Origin of the sequence: Pedobacter metabolipauper, assembly GCF_004362715.1 — a bacterium.
Lineage (GTDB): Bacteria > Bacteroidota > Bacteroidia > Sphingobacteriales > Sphingobacteriaceae > Pedobacter > Pedobacter metabolipauper.
The window spans coordinates 47,483-67,620 of the sequence record NZ_SNYC01000003.1; the positions used below are offsets into that span (position 1 = coordinate 47,483).

Here is a 20,138-nt window from a genome sequence, read left to right on the forward strand (position 1 = left end):
AAGAAAGATATTTAATAATTAACCAGTTTTGAATAATAAATATGGCGGTACTTGATTTGTTTAAACTTGATGGAAAGATAGCTGTTGTAACCGGTTGTAAGCGGGGCATTGGTAAGGCTATGGCTGAAGCGTTAGCCGAAGCAGGAGCAGATATTATCGGTGTATCTGCAAGTTTAGAGCTAAATGGGAGTGATGTTGAACTGTCTGTAAAGAAACTGGGCAGGAATTTTTACGCCTATCAGTGCGATTTTAGCGACCGTAATTCCTTAAAGCAGTTTTGTGAACAAGTAAAGAAAGACCATCCGGCAATAGATATTCTTGTTAATAATGCAGGCACAATTCTTAGAAAGCCCATTGCAGAGCATCCGGATGAATTTTGGGACGAGGTAATTGCCGTAAACCAGACTGCGCCATTCATTTTAACACGGGAGATTGGCCGGGATATGGTTGAACGCGGAACCGGAAAGATTATATTTACGGCATCGCTGCTTACGTTTCAGGGAGGTGTTAATGTGCCCGGTTATGCGGCCAGTAAAGGTGCTGTCGGTCAGTTGACCAAGGCTTTTGCGAATGAATGGGCAGGTAAAGGGGTTCATGTGAATGCAATTGCCCCTGGTTATATCTCAACAGATAATACTACAGCATTAAGGGCGGATGAAGACAGAAGCAGATCTATACTGGAACGGATCCCTGCAAACCGCTGGGGTGAAGCTTCGGACTTTAAAGGACCAATTGTGTTTTTAGCTTCTGAAGCATCGAACTATATGCATGGAACAGTGATGACAGTAGATGGTGGGTGGATGGGCAGATAGCTTTATTTATTTAAATACGACTTTTGATACGTTAGCGGACTTTTACCGGTAATTATTTTAAAGTGTTTATGGAAACTCGCAAAATTATGGAAACCGCTTTCATAACAGATCTGCTTTACATTCATACTGTCTTCAATTAAAAGCTTGCATGCGTGGCCTACACGTATCTCACTAATAAATTGGGTATAGGTTTTCCTCGTCCTGGATTTAAAATATCTGCAAAATGAATTGGGACTGATATTGGCCACTGCAGCCATTTCTTCCATCTGGATCTTTCTTTTAAAATTGGCTATGGAGTAATTATAAATGGCATTGATCCGCTCATTCTCTGTGTCCTCAAAATTGTGTCGAAATCCGATTGATGATAATAATTGCGTACCGGCAAAGCTTTCTATAGCCATTAAAGCTTCTATTAATGTCATAATCCTTTTCGGACCTTCAGAAAGTAAAATAGATTCCAATAGTTCACCAATTTGCGCTTTGCCTTTATCCTGAACCTGGATACCCCGCTGTGCTTTTTCCAGAACCAGTTTAAGTGTTTTATTTTCAGGAAGATTAATGAATTGGTTGCCCCAAAAGTTTTCGCAAAAATGAACTACAATCACATCTGCATTATTCTTCTCTTCTTCATTGAAATAAACATCGTCAAATTTCCAGTAATGCGGTAAATGTGCACCAACAAGAACCACATCTCCGGATTTAAACCGCTTGATACTGTCGCCGATAAACTGGGTTCCATTTCCGCTTTTAAAATAGATCAACTCTACCTCAGCATGATAATGCCAGCGATTATTAATGTACGGGACATTATCTCTCCTGGCACTAAATGAGTTGATCGGATTGCTGGTTACCTTAAGTAATTGAGGCTTCATTTGATTTAAAGAATTTCTGGGTAATTTGGCCTGTTTAATTATCTAAATTAAAGTTAATATTTAATATTTACCTGTATGTAACAATAAAATAATAAATAGTGCCAATATTGCTGAATATTGCAGTTAACTATTCTCCTCGTTATTCGTATAAGTTGTCTAATATGAATATTGCTTTAAATTCCAGGATCACTTTACCTAAGTTATCATTTTTAACAGTTAATAGTAATAAGAGATTTAATTCTGGCCTGATTGGCATATCGACGAATCCGCTATCATTAACGGTACTATAGGTAAAGCCATATTAAAAAGAAACAGATGGGCATATCTCTTGTTGTAAACGATCTGCTAAACCAGGGCAATGAGCCGATGCGATCATTCTCTGGTAATTCGGTAACAGATTTAAGAACTAACCAGGTTACGCGATACGTTCTTTTGAATTGTACTTTAAAGCTGAATGAACTTGATGGTATAAACAGGAATTATTAACCTCATTGTGTTACTTTAACAAAATAAGATTAAAAAAGTATGTTTAAACTTTCTTTTATTGAAAAAGATAATTACATTTGGGCTTACCCTTTCGGGGGTATGTTTTTCATAGGTAGATGTAGGGTCGAAAATTTATTTTCGGCCCTTTTTTGTTTCTCAAGGATATGTATCTTTATCCGGTCTATGAAAAAAAAGAAAATCATTGTTGCAATTACCGGTGCCAGCGGATCCATATATGCTAAGTTGTTATTAGATAGCTTATTGAAATTATCCGATCAGATTGAAAAAGTTGGTGTGGTGATGTCTGATAATGCCAAAGAAGTTTGGCGCTTTGAACTCGGACATGAAGATTACAACAATTATCCGTTCGATTTTTATCAGAAGATGGATTTTAATGCTCCATTTGCATCAGGATCAGCCAAATTTGATACCATGATCATTATGCCCTGCTCTATGGGGACACTCGGACGAATTGCACATGGGATATCTAACGATTTGATCTCGCGTGCCGCAGATGTGATCTTAAAAGAACGCAGAAAACTAATCGCTGTAGTTCGTGATACTCCTTTTAGCCTCATTCATATTAACAATATGAAAACGGTAACGGAAGCAGGAGGGATCATTTGTCCGGCAAATCCATCGTACTACAGTCTCCCTAAAAGTATAGAAGAAGTAGCGCAAACTGTCGTAAGCCGGGTTATTGATCTTTGTGGATTGGAGCAGGACAGCTATCGCTGGCAGGAATAAAGGCAAATTCGCAAATCTTTTATTATCTTTGCATCCTCAAATGAAAACTGTTGCATTTTATACTTTAGGCTGTAAATTAAATTTTTCAGAAACATCTACCATAGGCAGGTTATTTACCGATGCGGGTTATGGTGTAGTAGATTTTACGGCAGGTGCTGATGTTTACGTCATCAATACCTGCTCTGTCACTGAACATGCCGATAAGAAGTGCCGTAAGGTTGTTAAAGAAGCTTTAAAATATTCTCCAAATGCTTATGTAACTATTGTAGGCTGCTATGCCCAGTTGAAACCTGTTGAAATTGCAGAAATTGAAGGGGTGGATATGGTGCTGGGTGCTGCTGAAAAATTCAGGATAGTAGAATATATCTCTGACCTGACTAAATTACCTAAGGCTGTTATTCACCAGCAGAACATTGAGAAAGTAAATCATAATTTTATTGCAGCCTATTCTATTGGCGACAGGACCAGGACCTTTCTAAAGGTTCAGGATGGATGTGATTACCCATGTACTTATTGTACCATTCCATTGGCACGTGGCGGAAGTCGCAGTGATACGATAGAAAACGTGATTAACCGCGCCCGGCAGATTGTTGAAAGTGGTGTAAAAGAGATTGTACTAACCGGGGTTAACCTGGGCGACTTTGGTATCCGTGATGGAAAAAGAGAAGATAAATTCTTTGACCTGGTAAGGGCACTGGATGATGTCGACGGCATTGAACGCATCCGGATCTCATCGATAGAACCCAATTTACTGAGCAATGAGATCATCGATTTTGTAGCGACATCAAAACGCTTTGTACCACATTTTCATATACCATTGCAGTCTGGTTCCAATAAGATCCTCGGATTAATGCGCAGAAGGTATCAACGCGAGTTATACACGGAACGTGTGGCTAAAATTAAAGCGCTTATTCCAAATTGCTGCATAGGAGTTGATGTTATTGTAGGTTTTCCGGGTGAAACCCATGAAGACTTTTTAGATACCTATCAGTTCCTAAATGAGCTGGATGTTTCTTATCTTCATGTATTTACCTATTCAGAACGTGAGCAGACAGCTGCTGCTGAAATGCAAGGCCGTGTAGCAGGAAGTACCCGTGCCGACCGCAGTAAGATGCTCCACATTTTATCTGATAAGAAAAGAAGGGCCTTCTATCAATCCCAAATTGGAACTGTTGGTGAGGTACTCTTTGAAGACGATCAAAAAAATGGTTACATGCACGGTTTTACAAAAAACTATGTTAAAGTAAAGGCCAAATACGATCCGGTCATGGTTAACGAAATCAAAGTTGTTAAGCTCGTTGAGCTGAGTGCTGACGGAGAGGTGGAAGTTGAAGAAACAGCAGAAGTTTTAGTGCATTAATCCTATATTCGCATAAAACTTTTTATACGTATGTTTCCTACTGTTTCTCATTTTATAGAATATCTTTTTGGTGTACAGGTCCCGCTTCCATTTAATACATTTGGTGTGTTCGTTGCTTTGGCCTTTGTTGCCGGGTACTGGGCTTTTACCCAGGAGTTTAAGCGTAAAGAGGCGTTAGGTATCTTACATCCGGTTAAAAAAACAATGGTAGTTGGTAAGCCGGCAACAACGACAGAACTTATCTCTAACGGACTGTTTGGGTTTCTAATCGGTTATAAATTGGTTTATGCTTTACTCAATTACCAGCTTTTTGTAAGTGATGCACAAACGGTACTTCTTTCTTTAAAAGGAAGCATTATTGGCGGATTGTTTTTTGCTGCCCTGTTTGCGTATTGGGATTATAAGGAAAAGAACAGCACAAAACTACCTAAGCCTAAAACGATTGAAGTGACTCAGCATCCCTATGAACTGATGGGTTCTCTGATTGTTTGGGCAGCTGTATGGGGCTTTTTAGGCGCTAAAATATTTGATAACCTGGAGCATTGGGATTCCTTTGTTAAAGATCCGATCGGCGGTCTGTTGTCGTTTAGCGGTTTAACCTTTTATGGTGGTCTGATTTGCGGTGGTGCTGCCGTGCTGTACATCGCAAGAAAAAATAACATCAAGGTGCTGCACATGCTGGATATCGGCGGACCAGGAATGATGCTTGCCTATAGCGTAGGCAGAATTGGCTGCCACCTGTCTGGTGACGGCGACTGGGGAATCTCAAATCTAAATCCTAAGCCGTTTACCTGGCTTCCGGATTGGTTATGGGCATATACCTATCCAAATAACGTAGCGGGTGAAGGAGATCCTATTGCAGGCTGTGTAGGTAAGTTCTGTAATGAGCTGCCTTTGCCGGTATATCCAACGCCGATCTATGAAGTAATCGTTTGTTTTATTCTGTTCCTGATTCTGTGGCGCATTCGCCATCAGATCAAGTTGCCGGGAATGATGTTTGGGATCTATCTGATGATGAATGGTCTGGAGCGGTTCTTTGTAGAACTGATCCGCGTAAATACTAAATATCACGTTGCCGGAATCCAGTTCACACAGGCAGAATTAATATCGTCGATCATGTTCTTGTCGGGTTTATTACTGGTAATTTATTCCATCAGGAACAAGGACAAAGCAGAAGTAGCTAACGCTTAAAACTCAGGCTGTGGATTACGAATTATTGTGCACAAAGGTTATCGCCATAACACGGTTGACTGGTAACTTTATAAGAAAAGAATCTTTGAATTTTGACGACAAGTCTATTGAGTTTAAAGGCTTAAACGACCTCGTTTCTTACGTAGATAAAAATGCGGAGAAGTTACTGGTTGATAACTTATCCAAACTCATTCCTGAAGCTGGATTTACAACAGAAGAAGAGACCATTAATACAAAAGGCGAGGTCTACAACTGGATCATAGATCCTCTGGATGGTACTACAAACTTTATTCATGGCATACCCACGTATTCGATCAGCATTGCATTGTATGAAGATGAGCAGCCGGTAATTGGTGTCGTTTATGAGATTAACCGCGGGGAGATGTTTTATACCTATAAAGGGGGTAAGGCTTATCTAAACCATAAAGAGATCCGGGTTTCTTCCCGACCATCCTTGTCGGCTTGTTTACTGGCAACAGGATTCCCGTATTATCAATTTGAAAAGCAGAAACAATATATGCAGTTATTTTCTGAAATGATGCAGAAATGCCATGGTTTAAGACGCATAGGATCTGCAGCGGTAGATTTGGCTTATGTAGCATGCGGCAGGTTTGATGCGTATTTTGAATACAATCTGAATGCCTGGGATGTTGCAGCAGGAGCATATCTTGTTCAGCAGGCAGGAGGGAATATCATGAATTTTGATGGCGGAGCAGAATTTATTGTCAAAAGGGAAATACTAGCCACAAATGCATTAATTGATGAAGAGGTTTTGGAGATCATTCACCGGAACTTTAATACGGTTCTTTAACCAAGATCTTACCATTCTATTTAGTTAACCCCATTGGGTTTAAGTATTGCAATTAACCCCAAGCTCCCATTGTTTAGAAGACTCAGTTTTTTAGAACTAATTAAGGTAATTTAATAATTGTTGAATATCCGGGAGCGTCAGAAGCGGATTCTAAACTGCATAAAAAATGGCCTGTATCCAAAAGATACAGGCCATTTTTGTAATTCGTTATTTACAAAGATTCAGAAACTACTTCTTTAACCTCAGGAACCATCCGCTGCAGCAGGTTTTGAATACCTGATTTTAGGGTGATTGTAGAAGAAGGGCATCCGCTGCATGAACCCCTAAGTTCAACCGTTACAATACCCTCGTCAAATGATTTGTAGCTGATGGCACCGCCATCCTGTTCAACAGCCGGACGAACATAGTCGTGCAGGATCTGCTGTATTTTAATTTCAAGATCACTTCCTTCAAATGCAGGAGCATCACCGGTAGTTTCTTCTTTGATTTTATATTCTGATTCAACAGCACCTTTAACAAACTCTTTTAAGATCGGTTCAATGTCGCCCCATTCTGCATCTTCTGTCTTTGTAATGGTTACAAAGTTACTTGCAAAGAACACGCCGTTAACAAAGTTGAACTTAAACAGCTCCTTCGCAAACGGAGAATGCTCAGCACTTTCCTGGGTTGCAAAATCTTCACTGCCGTTGATCAATAACTTATTGACCATAAACTTCATTGTAGCAGGGTTCGGTGTTTGTTCTGTATATACGTTGATAGTCATTGTCTTCTTTTTTCTTACAAAAATAAATAATTCATTGATGCAATTTACAGGCCAATGGTCTGTTTTAGGTCATATATCTTAAAAGACCCCGGTATAATTAAAAGGAGTGATCTTTTTGAGCTCTTCTTTTATCCCGTCATTAACGGACAGTCCATCAATAAACGTGGCCATGGTCAATGCGGTGATCTTTTGATTGGTACGTGTAAGATCCTTTAAGGCCTCATATGGGTTTGGATATGCTTCTCTGCGCAATACGGTTTGGATGGCTTCGGCAACAACTGCCCAGTTGTTTTCCAGATCTGCATGGATCACTTCCTCATTTAATAACAGTTTGTTCAATCCTTTCAGTGTAGACGAAATTGAAATGGCTGTGTGCGCCATTGGAACGCCTACATTTCTAAGCACTGTAGAATCTGTTAGATCTCTCTGCAGCCGTGAAATGGGTAGTTTTGCAGCAAAGAATTCAAACAGCGCGTTGGCTAAACCAGCGTTTCCTTCTGCATTTTCAAAATCGATTGGATTTACCTTGTGCGGCATGGCAGATGAACCTACTTCACCTTCCTTTATTTTTTGTTTGAAATAATTCTTGGAGATGTAAGCCCAGATATCCCTGTCCAGGTCGATAATGATGTTGTTTATTCTTTTTAAGGCATCACATTGAGCAGCGAACTGATCGTAATGCTCAATCTGAGTGGTATGTTGTGCACGGCTTAGTCCCAATATTTCGTTCACAAAGTTATTGGAGAAATCAACCCAGTTTACATTGGGGTAGGCAATGTGGTGTGCATTAAAGTTTCCGGTAGCTCCACCAAATTTAGCACTGTTCGGAATCCGTTTTAAATTGTCCAGCTGGATCTCTAAACGTTCAGCAAATACAGTAAACTCTTTACCCAGTTTGGTAGGAGAGGCAGGCTGACCGTGAGTGTGCGCCAATAATGGCACATCTTTCCATTCATCAGCAAGCTCCTTTATTTTAACGATCAATCCGTTTATAGCCGGATAATATACTTCATTAAGCGCAAGCTTAAAAGTATAAGGAATGGCAGTATTGTTAATATCCTGTGAGGTTAATCCGAAATGGATAAATTCTTTAAAAGCATCCAGGCCTAAAAGGTCGAATTGTTTTTTAATGAAGTATTCAACCGCTTTAACATCATGGTTGGTAATCTTTTCAGTTTCTTTTATTTCCTGGGCATGATCATCGTTGAAGTGTTCATGGATTAACCGCAGTTTGGGGTAATTGGATTGATCAAATTCCGTTAAACCCGGCAGGTCTATCTCACAAAGCGCAATAAAGTATTCAATTTCTACGAAAACCCTGTATTTGATCAATGCAGATTCTGAGAAATATTTTGAAAGGTTTTGCGTTGTATTTCTATAACGGCCATCAACTGGCGAAATAGCTTGAAGTGGAGATAAATTCATGAATTTGACTGTTTTTACAAGCGCAAATGTAGCATTTATTAGCCTTTTTATAAAGGATGATTCGTAAAAGCAAAATCCAGGGCAATAAAAAAGGCCCCAGATAGATATCGGGGACCTTTTTTATAAAGTTAACTTAGCTTAGTGAGCTGGTTTAGTTTCTTCAGTAGTAGTAGTAACAGTAGTATCAACTACAGTTGAATCAACTGTGTTAGTATCAACAGTAGTAACGATAGTAGAAGAATCAGTTGCAGAAGAATCAGTTGATTCTGCTTTTTTCTCTGATGAACATGCTGCTACTGATAAAGAGATTGCTAAAGCTAAAAAGCCAAATTTAAATGCGTTTTTCATTTTAATGCTGTTTTAAATAATTAATTAATTTTACAGATTAATACGATATAGTTTAAAAGGTAACCCACCTATTTTAAAAAAAAATAAAATAAATATTTATTGTCAGGTTGGGTTACTGTTTATGGTATACTTGTATTAAGTAAAGAAATTAAAAAAGTATTTTTTTTCAGTATCATTGGGTTACCATTCACGTATAAATGTATTAATTGGTGAGTAATAAGTTAAGCAGTTCAGTTCCAACAGATAGAGAAGTAGTTTTAGGGATCTTAAACAACTCAGAAGATGCGCTAAATAAATTGTATGCCGGGTATTTTCCGATGATCCTGCAGTTTATTTTGAATAACAATGGTGACGAAGATGATGCAAAGGATGTGTATCAGGAAGGCATAATTGTTTTATACAATAAAATAAAAGGCGGTGATTTTGAATTAAGCAGTAAACTAAAAACATATATATACTCCGTTTGCAGACGTATTTGGTTAAAGAAGCTTGCACAGCAAAGTAAAAAGACCAATAACATTTCAGACTTTGAGGATATAGTCTCTACAGAAATTGATCTCGAAGAGCACGAAGAAAAGGACAGGCAATTTGAAAAAATGCAGGCCGCCATTCTTCATCTTGGAGAACCCTGTAAAACCATTATTCAGGATTTTTATATTAACAACCTGTCCATGCATGACATCTCTGAAAAGTTTGGCTATACCAATACGGATAATGCCAAAACACAGAAGTATAAATGCCTGCAAAGGTTAAAGAAATTATTTTTTCAATCATAGGTGATGAGAAACGAGATAGAGCTAGAAAGTATAATTGAAGATTACCTGAACGGTAAGCTTACTGAAGCAGAAGCAATCGCTTTTGAACAGCTGCGCTTAAATGATCCATCTGTAGATCATAAAGTAGTTACACACAAGTATTTCCTGGATTCATTAAAGGAATATTCAAATATTCTTGATCTAAAAGCGAAAATGGATCATGCACATGGACAGATCGATGTAGATGCACTGAGCAGAAAGCTTGGCCCTCATCCTTCTTTCATTGTTAATCTATGGCGTAAAAATAAATCGGCAATCGCAGTAGCAGCTTCTTTTATCCTGTTATCTGTTGTTTCCATTTATTCTATCCAGCAAAATACAGAGCAAACCGGCAACGTGAAACTGGTTAGTATGGAACTTGCCAAGATCAAAAACTCTCAGAGCAACCTGATCCGTAAGATCAACTCAAACAACAGTCCCAGAAATATCAGACCTGCTAATTTTGGAGGTACCGGTTTTGCGTTAACGTCAAACGGATATTTTTTAACGAACTTACACGTAGTGGAAGGTGCGGATTCTATTGTTATTGTAGACAATAAAGGCAATCAATACCGGGTTAAAGTAGAAAGATCAGATTCCCAGTATGACCTTGCCGTATTGAAAATAGACGATGGCGTTGCATTCCCGGGTTTAGCAAACCTTCCATATCGCTTAAAACAAAACGGTATTGGTATGGGAGATGAAGTTTATACACTGGGTTATCCGAGAGAAGAATCTGTACTTGGCCAGGGTTATGTAAGTTCAAAATCAGGTTACGGTGGTGATACTACCCAATACCAGGTTTCTATTGATGTTAACCCAGGAAACAGCGGTGGTCCTTTATTGGATCAGGATGGAAATATCATTGGCGTAATCAGTGCGAAACAAGAACGCGTAGATGGTGCATCATTTGCTGTTAAATCCAAATACATCCAGGAAATTATCAATACCATTCCAGACGATTCTTTGTCTAAAAAAGCATCGTTCAGTAAAAAGAATGTTTTAAGAGGATTGAATAAAAAAGAAAAGCTTGAAAAGATCAATGATTATGTATTCATGATCAAAGTTTATAAATAAGATAATCGAATCACGATTTTAAAAACCCCGAAACTTTAACTAAGTTTCGGGGTTTTTAATTGATAAAGATTTTAACTATGGATTTTGGAAAGGTGCCAGGCGAGCAGGTTGCATCAATAAATTTTAAATTGCCTGAAGATGGTGCGCAAACCATTAAAACGTTAACAGGTAAACCAGCTGAGAATCCCGCCTTTTACATCGGCTGTGCCAAATGGGGCAGAAAGGAATGGTTAAATATGATCTATCCGCTGAAGACCAAAGAAGTCAATTTCCTGGATGAATATGTAAAGCACTTTAATTCCATTGAGCTCAATGCCGTCTTTTACAGTATTCCCAATGCTGAACTGATCCGTAAATGGAGAATAAAGGCAGAAGAGAACTCCAACAATGGATTTGTATTCTGTCCGAAGTTTTCCAGGACCATCAGTCACATTAAACGGCTAAAAGATGCCGAAGTACCAACAGATCTTTATCTGTCCAGCATTACGGAGTTCGGTAAGTTTCTTGGTCCATGTTTCCTTCAGCTTGGCGATAATTTTACACCAAATAATTTCGAGGTACTGGAAACTTACCTAAAACATTTGCCTGTTGATCTCAAGGTCTTTGTAGAGCTTAGGCATGAAAGCTGGTTTGCAGACCCGGCAATCCGCTCACGGTTATTTGAAATGCTGGCCCGGTTGGAAAAAGGAGCCGTAATCACGGATGCAAGCGGCAGGAGAGATTGTGTACATATGGAACTGACCATACCAGAGATATTTATCCGGTTTGTAGGAAATGGAAAAGAATATCAGGCATCTGACTTTGCAAGAATTGACGAGTGGACCGCCCGTATTAAAGAATGGCTGGATAAAGGATTGGAAAAAGTTTATTTCTTCCTGCACCAGCACGATGAGAAAGACACGCCAATTTTAGCAAATTATACCATCCAACAGTTCAATAAATACTTAGGATCACGTGTTCCTGAAATTCAGTTTATTGTAAAAACAGGAGAATTGTTTTAAAGTATACTTAATTTGTAGACTTTATTATTTACCTTGTAACTGTTATTTAAACACAATCATTTGACCACTAAAAATATAAAATTATGAGTTTAAGAATAGGGGACGCAGCTCCCAATTTTAAGGCACAAACTTCTATTGGCGACATCGATTTTTATGAGTTCTTAGGAGATAGCTGGGGCGTTTTATTCTCTCACCCTGCAGATTATACGCCAGTATGTACCACAGAACTTGGCCGTACAGCTTCATTGAAAGGTGAATTTGAGAAAAGGAACGTAAAAGTATTGGCACTAAGTGTAGATTCTGCAGAATCACACAAAGGATGGATCAACGATATCAATGAAACTCAAAATACCAGTGTTGAATTTCCGATCATCGCTGATGAAGATAAAAAGATTGCTGATCTGTATGATATGATCCACCCAAATGCATCAGAAACCTTAACGGTTAGGTCATTGTTTGTAATCTCGCCAGATAAAAAAGTAAAGCTGATGCTGACCTATCCGGCCTCAACAGGACGTAACTTTAACGAGGTACTTCGGGTTATAGATTCTTTACAGCTGACTGCTAAATACAGCGTAGCTACTCCGGCAGATTGGCAGGATGGTGATGATGTAGTGGTTATGAACAGCATCAAGACTGAAGACATTCCGGAAAGATTCCCTAAAGGACATAAAGTGATCAAGCCTTATTTAAGGACTACACCGCAACCCAATAAGGACTAATCATCTGTCAAAGACGAAGACTAGTAATTGTGTATATGCAAATGGCTAAAGATCGTAAGTCATAATAATCATTAACGATGCAACAGGTGGATGTATCAAATTGGAGGAAAGATCCTGCATTACCACGGAATTAACTTAAATGCCTGGAACAAGCAACACGCTGGTTCCAGGCATTTTTGTATTAACTAAAACGCTGTTCTATTCTTTTGGATACTTCATTGATCAACTTATTTAACTCCGTTTGTTTCTTCGCAGCCGTTAACTCCGCCAATCCGTTCATGACATAAAAGCCGACTTGTATATTTCTTGAGTACGCATCCCACCGGTTTGGTTCCATAGAGGCAATATAAGCAAGCTCCTGATCTAAGTAGTCCAGTGTTTCTTTGGCCATCAAATTCGCCTGTTTAATATCATTGATCAGATAAAGGTTTTGAACGGTTTGCAGTTTGGTTAAAGTATCTTCTATAGAATAGTTTTTTAATGGAAGATCTTTGATGCTCATGGCCATCACGTTGCGCGCCTTGTCTGTTTTTCCTTCCAGATAAAGATTGCTGGCTAATGTATTGGCAAAAGAAAGGGTGCTTTGTGCAATCCTTCTGCTCTCAGGATCCATGTATTTAGACCCTTTAAATCCTTTTAAGCTAAACTTCTGCATCAGGTTTACATACATCACATCAGAATTGGTTTGATCAGAACGCTGTTGTTCAGTAATTACCGTGTCTGTTTTTAATGGCAGCAACCGATACGCATATCCCTCCAGGTAAAGATATTTATCAAGGCCGATATAGGTATCTTTAGAGAGGGAGGTTCCAAAATAGACCGGCCTTTCCCAATTGTTGTTCACCAGGATGTCAATCATGGCCAGGTCTGCTTTTCCAGCAAAGTTCTTATTAAAAGACCATTTCATTACTGGTACAATCTTACCCTGATCTTTTGCTGCTACGGTATTGGTCTGGACCACTTGTTTTACATCAACCGTTAGCTTAAAGTTCTTTGTAGGTAAAAAGTTGTCCGGACCGCCAGATAGTTCTACTTTATCTGCTTTATCATCTGACGTGAGTACCGCCAAAAGATCTTTTAATTCCACACTGTCCGTAAATCCATAATCAACGTAAGGCATATATTCACGGCTTCCTTTTCTGTATTGATCTTCGGTCATTTTTATTGGGAGAGGGGCAGATTGGTTCATCTGTTTTTTCATTTGATCAATGTAGGAGTGATCAGAAAGATATTGGAGGTTTACCACCCTCACATCCGTGCGGATCCCTTCCACTTCTTGTGCATACCATAGCGGAAAAGTGTCATTATCTGCATTGGTAAATAAAATTGCATTTGGCGCGCAGGAGTTCAGATAATTGGAAGCCCATTCTAACGCAGTTGTCTTTCCGCTTCTGTCGTGCTCATCCCAGCCTTGCATTCCCATAATTACCGGAGCAGCCAATAGGCCGGTTACAGTTGCGGCAACAAGGGCTAGTTTAGGTGTGTTTAACCTGGAAAGTAACTCCCGAATGGCCAGCACCCCAAAGCCAATGAATATGGTAAAGGCATAAAAAGAACCTACGTAGGCATAATCGCGTTCTCTAACCTGCAGGGGATCCTGATTTAAGTAAACAATGATAGCCAAACCGGTAAAAACAAATAAGGTGGTAACGATCAGGGTATCTTTCTTGTTTTTACGGTATAAAAAGATCAGTCCGGCAATTCCTAATAGCAAGGGCATTCCATAAAATTTATTATGGCCCTCGTTGTCCGTAATGCTCAATGGCAAATGATCCTGATTTCCAAGCCGTATCGCATCGATGGCCTTAATTCCAGTGATCCAGTTTCCTTCCATAAAATTACCCTGACCTTGTGCATCATTTTGTCTTCCGGCAAAGTTCCACAAGAAATAACGCCAGTACATAAAACCCATCTGATAGGAAGCAAAGAAGCTTAAGTTTTGTGCAAAAGAAGGAGTTTGTCCATCGGCAATATTAAGCCACTGTTTATAGAAATTTACATGTTCCGGCTTATTACTGTAAGTACGGGGAAAGAGGATATTCTTATCGTAAACGGCTTCAAGTGATTTTCCGGATACCACATATTTATCTTTACCTTTTGCATATTCAATCCCTTTTTCCTTAACATCTGTAGTTTGGGCATCAAAGGTCTGCCCGTATAATAGCGGGGTTTGACCATAGTTTGTACGTCCTAAATAACCATATAGCGACAGTGCATTGTCTGGATTAGACAGATTTAAGCTGGGTTTGGCATTGGCGCGGATGATGATCAGAAAATAGGAACTGAAGCCAAATACAACAAAAGTAAGGCAGATCATGCCCAGGTTCAGGTTGTATAATTTATGTTTAACGGAATAATGGATGCCGAAGGCGATCAATCCAATAAGGAGGATAAAGAAGAACAGTGCCCCAGAGCCAAAGTTTAGTCCGAGTGAGTTGACAAAGAACATGTCAAATTTAGCTGCAATTAATACAAAATATTGAATGATGACAAATTGAACAGCCGCCCAGATCAATCCGGAAACAGCGAGTGCTTTAACAATGCCTGTTAAACTAATCTTATCAGTCTTTTTAAAATAATAGACCAGTACAACAGCAGGAATTGCCAGTAAACTTAACAAGTGGGCACCAATGGATAAACCAATAATAAAAGCAATGAGCACCAGCCAGCGATCGTTTAAATTACTTTCCCATTTTAAAATAGCCCAAAAAACAAGGGCAGTAAATAATATCGATAAGGAATACACCTCGGCCTCAACAGCTGAGAACCAAAACGTATCTGAAAAAGTAAAAGATAGCGCACCAACAATACCGGTGGCAACAATAGCCAGTGTATCCGTTATGCTTTTTTTATCAGGATCATATAATTTAGAAGCGATCCTGGTGATGGTCCAATACAGGAACATGACCGTAGCGGCACTAAAGATCACCGAACTAAAATTCATCCAGTAGGCTATTTTGGCCGTGTTGCCAATAGCCAGTAAAGAAAACAATTTCCCGATCATTAAAAACAATGGAGCGCCAGGCTGGTGACCAACCTGCATTTTAAAAGAAGCAGCAATGAACTCTCCGCAATCCCAGAAACTTAGGGTCGGCTCCATGGTCATCCAGTACACAAAGACGGCTACACCAAATAGTGCAAAGCCAGTCAGGTTATTGATCTTTTGATAGGATTTCATATTTTAAGGTTGGTTTAGGTTTAAACCAAAAATACTTAAAACATTGAAAGTTAAGTTTTTGTAAATGTTAAAGATTGTTAAAGAATGTTAAAATTTAGAAAGATCAATGCAATGGCTAAGGATCGTATAAGGAATTGCGGCCTACCAGGCATGAAATTGCCAATGGCCGGTAAGGAATTGTTGATAACAATACTAAAAAAGCCGTTAATAATGTTGTACAATTTCAGCTTCAATGACTAGGTTACCCATGTTTTTAACCTGGGTAAAGATCAGGAATTTTAAATTATCAGCTTTGATCTTATACTTCTTAACCAGCGTCTCCGCTTTATCCGGATAACTCCTCACAATGACATTACCGATCAGATTTTTCTCTTTTTTTAAGTCACCCGTAGATATAATCCGGTTGATCTTAAAGATCCTGCCTGGAAATTCAGCTATGGTTACCGGCGAGGTATAGAGCTGGGTATTGTGATCCAGCTTTTCTAAATTATACCGGCTGGCAATCCGGTTAAAAGCACCGCTTTTTAATAGCGCGGTATCAGGTTCGTATAAATAACCAACAGGCATGCCTTGAATAAAGTGTACCTCTTCTTCCACTTCATCTTTAAAGAAGCTGAACTGCTTAACGGATTGGTTTAGCGTTACCGCGACTATTTTTAAATGTGCTGCCGGTTCTTTTTCAATTATCCAGATCAGTTCTTTACATTCATTCTTTACACTAACGATATGTATTTCAGAAACGTTTTTCAACTCTTTTAAACCGGCAGTAAGGTCCAAAAGGGGAGCTGTTTTTATCAGGATCCGGTCTGCCTTATCCAGCATCAGATCCAAATGTTCAACCACATTTGGACTACAGTCTTTTAGCATGAATACTTTTCCGGTGTCACTTCTTCTGGCGGGATCAATGTAAATGGTATCAAAATACTCATTGGATTCTTTAAGAAAGGCAATACCATCTACAGCAAGAAAACGCATGTTCTTTTGTTGCAGGATGGAAGCATTGTGGGCGGCAATTTCAGAGAGGCTGGCATTGATCTCACAATGAGTAACCTGTTCAATCCGTTTTGCAAAATATAAGCTATCTACACCAAAGCCCCCAGTTAAGTCTATTAAACGGTTTCCCCTGGCCAGGCCGGCTTTATAGGCCGCTGTTGTTTCTGAAGAGCATTGTTCAATAGAAAGTAAGGCTGGATAATAGATAAAGTCTTGTTTATACCAGGAAGGTAATTTCTTAGCTGCTTTATTCCGTGCAGCAATCTGATTGGCCAAATCTTTAGCTTCTACGTCCCTAAAAGGACTTTTTGCCATAGCAATCCTGTGAACATCATCATTAACGTGTTTTTTGATGTAATCCTGAACTTCTTTATTTAAGATCTGCTTATTCAATAGCTACCTTGTCCCTCATCACAATCTGGCAGGTATTCCTGCTTTTTACCTCTAGTAAAATATTCTTATTTATCGTAACCCGGTCTATGGTTTGCTGGTTATAATAACGTATGGTAACCAGTTCCAGCCCCGTATTATATTTAACTTTAAATTGCTGCGACAGGTCTGCAATAAGTGCATCCAGCTTTTTAGCATCGTAATCAAAGCTTACAGAAAAGCTAATGGCAGAATTTAACATGGTATTGATCTTTACCTTGTGCTTGTGGAACAAGTTGAAAATATCACTCAGGTTCTCTTCAATAATGAAAGAGAAGTCTTTCGGAAAAATAGAGATCAGGGCCTGGTTTACTTTAAAAATAAAGGAAGGCACGGGAAGATGGTTTTTTAAACCGGTTATATTCGTTCCCTCAGCTTCAGGCTGGATGAAAGATCGTACATATAAAGGTATATTCTTGTTTTGAATTGGTTTAATCGTTTTCGGATGGATGATCGTTGCCCCATAATAAGCAAGCTCAATCGCATCATGATAGGACAGTTGTGGAATCCTTTCCGTTTCATCAAACCACTTCGGGTCGGCATTTAAAACACCTGGTACATCTTTCCAAATGGTTAGTGCCGAGGCATTCAGACAGGCACAGAATATGGCAGCAGAATAATCAGAACCATCCCTGCCGAGGGTGGTCGTGAAATTTTCGCTGGTACTGCCAATAAAACCCTGGGTAACGCCAATGTTTCTCTCCAGCATCGGAACCAGGTTCTTTTGGATGTCCTGCCCCGTCTTTTCCCAGTTTACCTGGCCTTCTTTGTAACTGTTGTCTGTATGAATAAAATTGCGGGCATCCAGCCAGATAGCCGGGCAACCAGAATCTTTTAAAAATGCGGCAATGATCTTTGTAGAAACAATCTCTCCGATAGAAACGATCTGGTCATAAATATAATCCGGTGCGTCTGTAGGTTCCTCTTCCAGGAGCCAGTCAATTTCAACAAAAGAATTGACGATCTCGTCGTAAATAGGGTGACTGGAATCGGGAAACAGATCCTGAATAATGTTAAAGTGGAAAAGTTTAATCTCTTCAAAGATCTGCTGTACATCATCCTGTTCAAACAGATAAGCAGTAGTAAGCTCTTCCAGCCTATTGGTTATCTTGCCCATGGCAGAAATAACGATCAGTAGGCCTTCTTTTTTACAGTTGGTAATGATATTGGTAATGTTTCTTATACCCCCGGCATCCTTAACAGATGCACCTCCAAATTTATATACTTCCATTAATTGGTTTGACTTAATAAAGAATTAGCTTTTAATCCTTTCATCTATTATGAATTATATTTCTGTACCATTGGCGTTCAGCGCTAAAATTTGTTCTTTGGAGAAAGATGCATTTAACCAGCCCGATTCAATGTACGCAGAATATTTATTGTAAAAATTTATCGCCGGTTCATTCCAGTCCAGCACCTGCCAAACCATTCCATTGAAGTTTTTATCTTTCGCTTCCTGCATCACCCGTTCAAAAAGAATTTTACCAATCCCTTTTCCACGCTGATCTTCAGTTACGATAAAATCTTCAAGATACAGGCGACAGCCTTTCCAGGTAGAGTACCGGGTATAATACAATGCAAAGCCAACAATAACCTGGTCAATTTCAGCAACAAAAGCACTCCATACTGGTTGTACTCCAAAGCCGGCCTCAATAAACTCATCCAGGGAAACCGTTACTTCTTCCGGGGCTTTTTCGTATACCGCCAGTTCATGGATCAATTCCAGCAACCGTATACAATCTTGTTGCTCAGCAACTCTCAGGTTAATTTTCATCTGCTTTGTAATGTTTGATCTTTCTTTTGCCAAAAATATTACTGCCAATGCGTACCATCGTACTTCCAGCTTCAATAGCCAGCTTATAGTCGCCAGACATACCCATAGATACTTCTCTAAAAGAATCTTCTTTTCTGAAAAAGCTTGCTTTAATGCCGTCAAACAAAACCTTCAGCTCTGTAAATTCATCCCTGGTTTGTTTTTCAAGCGCGTTGTTACTGGCAATACCCATTATTCCGGTTATGCGGATGTTCTTTAAAGCAGCAAACTCTTCAGAACGTAACAGTTCAATGGCTTCATCAAAGCCTAAGCCAAACTTGGTATCTTCATCAGCAATATAGATCTGCAAAAGGCAATCGATAACCCTATTGTTCTTTGCTGCTTGCTTGTTAATCTCTATTAATAGTTTTAAGCTGTCAACAGATTGAATCAGCTTAACGAACGGAGCAATGTATTTTACTTTATTAGTTTGTAAGTGACCAATTAAATGCCACGCTATGTCTGCAGGAAGCTGTGCCTGCTTCTCTACCATTTCCTGTACAATATTCTCACCAAACACGCTTTGTCCGGCGTTATAGGCCTCAAGAATGGCATCCGCTTCCTGGTATTTTGATACAGCGATCAATTGCACCCCAGCCTGATCCAATTCGCTTTTATATTTTAATAAGTTGTCTGCTATACTCATTTATCAGTATTTTTGGTAAAATTAACAACCTTAGCGAACTTTGTCTAAGAAATAATCATGTTTTAAGCAGAATGAGAAAAATACTATATCTATACTTTATATTTTTGTTTGCTGCCGGATGTAAGCCTGGAGTACCTAAAGACATCATTCAGCCAGACCAAATGGCCTTGGTACTGAATGATATCCATGTGGTAGATGGTTATGTATCAAGCATTACAGCAATCGATTCTGCAAAACGTGTAGCGACAGCTTATTATAAAGGCATCTATAAAAAATTTAATATAGATTCTGCACTGTATAATAAGAGCATGGATTACTATTATACCAATCCAAGGCTGCTGGATGAGATCTATAGTAAAGTAACCAAAGGTTTAAACAAACAAAAGGCAACCATCATTAAATCCGATTCCTTATACAGTGCAAAAATGGCCAAAATGGCCAAACAAAAGATTAAGGCAGACTCTTTGAAGAAAGCAACGGACAGCCTTAAGAAAGTGAAAGCTGTAAAGAAAGCAGATACCATTAAAAACGTTAAGAGCGCTAAGCTTACTAAACAGCAAAAAACGCTCTTGTTGAAGAAAAGAACCGATTCGATTAAGCGTGCTGATTCATTAAAGCAGATCAAAAGATCGAAAAGAACAAGATTAAATAGCGTAGCTACCAAATAAAT

At 39.1% G+C, this 20,138-nt stretch carries 20 protein-coding genes; 11 read left to right on the plus strand and 9 right to left on the minus strand.

The features are described 5' to 3' along the window. Positions 1 to 41: 41 nt before the first annotated feature. The gene (locus ATK78_RS00265; RefSeq protein WP_133574068.1) at positions 42 to 812 is read left to right on the plus strand and encodes an SDR family NAD(P)-dependent oxidoreductase; all 771 of its coding nucleotides are present in this window, start codon (positions 42 to 44) and stop codon (positions 810 to 812) included. Between the two features lie 2 nt (positions 813 to 814). On the opposite strand, the gene ATK78_RS00270 is transcribed toward ATK78_RS00265, so the two are convergent. After that, positions 815 to 1,684 (minus strand): AraC family transcriptional regulator, encoded by an 870-nt coding sequence (locus ATK78_RS00270; RefSeq protein ID WP_133574069.1) that lies wholly within the window; start codon positions 1,682 to 1,684, stop codon positions 815 to 817. Positions 1,685 to 1,999: 315 nt separating this feature from the next. Here ATK78_RS00270 and ATK78_RS22635 point away from each other — a divergent pair, with 315 nt between their 5' ends. The 5 genes from ATK78_RS22635 (at position 2,000) to ATK78_RS00290 (ending at position 6,279) form a co-directional block, all read left to right on the plus strand. Next, positions 2,000 to 2,170, plus strand: coding sequence for a hypothetical protein (locus ATK78_RS22635; protein WP_166664782.1), 171 nt, complete (start codon positions 2,000 to 2,002; stop codon positions 2,168 to 2,170). A gap of 183 nt (positions 2,171 to 2,353) precedes the next feature. Further along, positions 2,354 to 2,917 carry a UbiX family flavin prenyltransferase gene (locus ATK78_RS00275; protein ID WP_133574070.1) on the plus strand — a complete coding sequence of 188 codons (564 nt, stop codon included), beginning with the start codon at positions 2,354 to 2,356 and terminating at the stop codon, positions 2,915 to 2,917. A 40-nt stretch (positions 2,918 to 2,957) separates the two neighbouring features. After that, positions 2,958 to 4,277: a tRNA (N(6)-L-threonylcarbamoyladenosine(37)-C(2))-methylthiotransferase MtaB gene (mtaB, locus tag ATK78_RS00280; protein WP_133574071.1), complete on the plus strand. Its 1,320-nt coding sequence runs from the start codon at positions 2,958 to 2,960 to the stop codon at positions 4,275 to 4,277. 30 nt (positions 4,278 to 4,307) lie between these two features. After that, positions 4,308 to 5,468: a prolipoprotein diacylglyceryl transferase gene (locus tag ATK78_RS00285; protein ID WP_133574072.1), complete on the plus strand. Its 1,161-nt coding sequence runs from the start codon at positions 4,308 to 4,310 to the stop codon at positions 5,466 to 5,468. A 10-nt stretch (positions 5,469 to 5,478) separates the two neighbouring features. After that, on the plus strand, positions 5,479 to 6,279 hold the full coding sequence (locus ATK78_RS00290) for an inositol monophosphatase family protein (RefSeq protein ID WP_133574073.1): 801 nt from the start codon (positions 5,479 to 5,481) through the stop codon (positions 6,277 to 6,279). Between the two features lie 211 nt (positions 6,280 to 6,490). Here the strand turns inward: ATK78_RS00290 and ATK78_RS00295 are convergent, their stop codons facing one another. The 3 genes from ATK78_RS00295 to ATK78_RS00305 all read right to left on the minus strand — a co-directional run bounded on the left by ATK78_RS00295 (position 6,491) and on the right by ATK78_RS00305 (position 8,815). Then, on the minus strand, positions 6,491 to 7,042 hold the full coding sequence (locus tag ATK78_RS00295; protein WP_133574074.1) for a NifU family protein: 552 nt from the start codon (positions 7,040 to 7,042) through the stop codon (positions 6,491 to 6,493). A 78-nt stretch (positions 7,043 to 7,120) separates the two neighbouring features. Then, a complete protein-coding gene (gene purB / locus ATK78_RS00300; protein ID WP_133574075.1) occupies positions 7,121 to 8,467 on the minus strand; it encodes an adenylosuccinate lyase in 1,347 nt (448 codons plus the stop codon). Between the two features lie 138 nt (positions 8,468 to 8,605). Then, positions 8,606 to 8,815 (minus strand): hypothetical protein, encoded by a 210-nt coding sequence (locus ATK78_RS00305; protein WP_133574076.1) that lies wholly within the window; start codon positions 8,813 to 8,815, stop codon positions 8,606 to 8,608. Between the two features lie 209 nt (positions 8,816 to 9,024). Here ATK78_RS00305 and ATK78_RS00310 point away from each other — a divergent pair, with 209 nt between their 5' ends. The 4 genes from ATK78_RS00310 (at position 9,025) to ATK78_RS00325 (ending at position 12,409) form a co-directional block, all read left to right on the plus strand. Beyond that, complete coding sequence (locus ATK78_RS00310; protein ID WP_133574077.1) at positions 9,025 to 9,591, plus strand: RNA polymerase sigma factor; 567 nt, start codon at positions 9,025 to 9,027, stop codon at positions 9,589 to 9,591. Between the two features lie 3 nt (positions 9,592 to 9,594). Next, positions 9,595 to 10,686, plus strand: coding sequence for a S1C family serine protease (locus ATK78_RS00315; RefSeq protein ID WP_133574078.1), 1,092 nt, complete (start codon positions 9,595 to 9,597; stop codon positions 10,684 to 10,686). 77 nt (positions 10,687 to 10,763) lie between these two features. Next, positions 10,764 to 11,687 (plus strand): DUF72 domain-containing protein, encoded by a 924-nt coding sequence (locus tag ATK78_RS00320; RefSeq protein ID WP_133574079.1) that lies wholly within the window; start codon positions 10,764 to 10,766, stop codon positions 11,685 to 11,687. A gap of 83 nt (positions 11,688 to 11,770) precedes the next feature. Next, complete coding sequence (locus ATK78_RS00325; RefSeq protein ID WP_133574080.1) at positions 11,771 to 12,409, plus strand: peroxiredoxin; 639 nt, start codon at positions 11,771 to 11,773, stop codon at positions 12,407 to 12,409. A gap of 181 nt (positions 12,410 to 12,590) precedes the next feature. Here the strand turns inward: ATK78_RS00325 and ATK78_RS00330 are convergent, their stop codons facing one another. The 5 genes from ATK78_RS00330 to ATK78_RS00350 form a co-directional block, all read right to left on the minus strand. Further along, entirely contained in the window at positions 12,591 to 15,587 is a 2,997-nt protein-coding gene (locus ATK78_RS00330; RefSeq protein ID WP_133574081.1) for a glycosyltransferase family 117 protein, read from the minus strand. A gap of 204 nt (positions 15,588 to 15,791) precedes the next feature. Beyond that, the gene (locus ATK78_RS00335) at positions 15,792 to 16,973 is read right to left on the minus strand and encodes a class I SAM-dependent RNA methyltransferase (RefSeq protein WP_133574082.1); all 1,182 of its coding nucleotides are present in this window, start codon (positions 16,971 to 16,973) and stop codon (positions 15,792 to 15,794) included. Then, positions 16,966 to 18,240, minus strand: a complete 1,275-nt coding sequence (locus tag ATK78_RS00340; RefSeq protein ID WP_133574083.1) for an aspartate kinase — start codon at positions 18,238 to 18,240, stop codon at positions 16,966 to 16,968. Before ATK78_RS00340 ends, ATK78_RS00335 begins: the two co-directional genes overlap by 8 nt. Positions 18,241 to 18,294: 54 nt before the next feature. Then, a complete protein-coding gene (locus ATK78_RS00345; protein ID WP_133574084.1) occupies positions 18,295 to 18,783 on the minus strand; it encodes a GNAT family N-acetyltransferase in 489 nt (162 codons plus the stop codon). Next, the gene (locus ATK78_RS00350; RefSeq protein ID WP_133574085.1) at positions 18,773 to 19,468 is read right to left on the minus strand and encodes a YggS family pyridoxal phosphate-dependent enzyme; all 696 of its coding nucleotides are present in this window, start codon (positions 19,466 to 19,468) and stop codon (positions 18,773 to 18,775) included. The genes ATK78_RS00345 and ATK78_RS00350 overlap by 11 nt, the downstream gene beginning before the upstream one ends. A 71-nt stretch (positions 19,469 to 19,539) precedes the next feature. On the opposite strand from ATK78_RS00350, the gene ATK78_RS00355 reads away from it, so the two are divergent. After that, positions 19,540 to 20,136: a DUF4296 domain-containing protein gene (locus ATK78_RS00355; protein ID WP_133574086.1), complete on the plus strand. Its 597-nt coding sequence runs from the start codon at positions 19,540 to 19,542 to the stop codon at positions 20,134 to 20,136. Positions 20,137 to 20,138: the final 2 nt, after the last annotated feature.

Coding starts and splice junctions, on each gene's coding strand:
- ATK78_RS00265 (WP_133574068.1), top strand. CDS start 42: ATGGCGGTACTTGATTTGTTTAAACTTGATGGAAAGATAGCTGTTGTA.
- ATK78_RS00270 (WP_133574069.1), bottom strand. CDS start 1,684: ATGAAGCCTCAATTACTTAAGGTAACCAGCAATCCGATCAACTCATTT.
- ATK78_RS22635 (WP_166664782.1), top strand. CDS start 2,000: ATGGGCATATCTCTTGTTGTAAACGATCTGCTAAACCAGGGCAATGAG.
- ATK78_RS00275 (WP_133574070.1), top strand. CDS start 2,354: ATGAAAAAAAAGAAAATCATTGTTGCAATTACCGGTGCCAGCGGATCC.
- mtaB (WP_133574071.1), top strand. CDS start 2,958: ATGAAAACTGTTGCATTTTATACTTTAGGCTGTAAATTAAATTTTTCA.
- ATK78_RS00285 (WP_133574072.1), top strand. CDS start 4,308: ATGTTTCCTACTGTTTCTCATTTTATAGAATATCTTTTTGGTGTACAG.
- ATK78_RS00295 (WP_133574074.1), bottom strand. CDS start 7,042: ATGACTATCAACGTATATACAGAACAAACACCGAACCCTGCTACAATG.
- purB (WP_133574075.1), bottom strand. CDS start 8,467: ATGAATTTATCTCCACTTCAAGCTATTTCGCCAGTTGATGGCCGTTAT.
- ATK78_RS00305 (WP_133574076.1), bottom strand. CDS start 8,815: ATGAAAAACGCATTTAAATTTGGCTTTTTAGCTTTAGCAATCTCTTTA.
- ATK78_RS00315 (WP_133574078.1), top strand. CDS start 9,595: ATGAGAAACGAGATAGAGCTAGAAAGTATAATTGAAGATTACCTGAAC.
- ATK78_RS00320 (WP_133574079.1), top strand. CDS start 10,764: ATGGATTTTGGAAAGGTGCCAGGCGAGCAGGTTGCATCAATAAATTTT.
- ATK78_RS00325 (WP_133574080.1), top strand. CDS start 11,771: ATGAGTTTAAGAATAGGGGACGCAGCTCCCAATTTTAAGGCACAAACT.
- ATK78_RS00330 (WP_133574081.1), bottom strand. CDS start 15,587: ATGAAATCCTATCAAAAGATCAATAACCTGACTGGCTTTGCACTATTT.
- ATK78_RS00340 (WP_133574083.1), bottom strand. CDS start 18,240: ATGGAAGTATATAAATTTGGAGGTGCATCTGTTAAGGATGCCGGGGGT.
- ATK78_RS00345 (WP_133574084.1), bottom strand. CDS start 18,783: ATGAAAATTAACCTGAGAGTTGCTGAGCAACAAGATTGTATACGGTTG.
- ATK78_RS00350 (WP_133574085.1), bottom strand. CDS start 19,468: ATGAGTATAGCAGACAACTTATTAAAATATAAAAGCGAATTGGATCAG.
- ATK78_RS00355 (WP_133574086.1), top strand. CDS start 19,540: ATGAGAAAAATACTATATCTATACTTTATATTTTTGTTTGCTGCCGGA.